1 protein-coding gene is annotated in these 417 nt (G+C 60.9%); it reads right to left on the bottom strand.

The genetic code is table 11. From position 1 onward, the window contains the following. The coding region (locus D7W79_RS46645) for a ribonucleotide-diphosphate reductase subunit beta (RefSeq protein ID WP_158617200.1) at positions 1–417 on the bottom strand (417 nt) is incomplete at both ends.

The raw sequence follows: 417 nt of genomic DNA, 5'->3' as shown, positions 1-417 counted from the left end.
GGCAAAAAAGATGCCCTCGAGGAGGATCATGAGAATGAACTTTTCCGGAACGGAGGCGCATTCCCGCACCCGCGCTTCCAACCAGTCCACCTTGGCGCGGATGGCCGGGTGGTTGATGGTGCCGGCCACGTACTCGCGGCGCGCCTGGTCGTTGTTGTGGAAAAGCACCAGCTGGATGATGTTGTAGACGCGCGAGTGGACGACCTCGATGCATTCCTGCTCCACGTAGTAGTGAAGAATGTCCTTCTGTTCGAAGAGGCCGGAGAGGCCGCCCAGGTTTTCCGTCACCAGGTCGTCCGCGGCCGACAGGAAGGCAAACAGAAAGCGGTAGAAGCCGAGCTCGCCCTCGGAGAGCTTGGAGACGTCCTCCTCGTCCCCCACGAACACGAGCTCGGTCTCCAGCCAGCGGTTCAGGAT

It is taken from the genome of Corallococcus exercitus (genome assembly GCF_003611585.1).
GTDB lineage: Bacteria > Myxococcota > Myxococcia > Myxococcales > Myxococcaceae > Corallococcus > Corallococcus exercitus.
The sequence above is the reverse complement of the archived record's forward strand: the minus strand, read 5'-3'. Positions and strand labels throughout refer to the sequence as shown.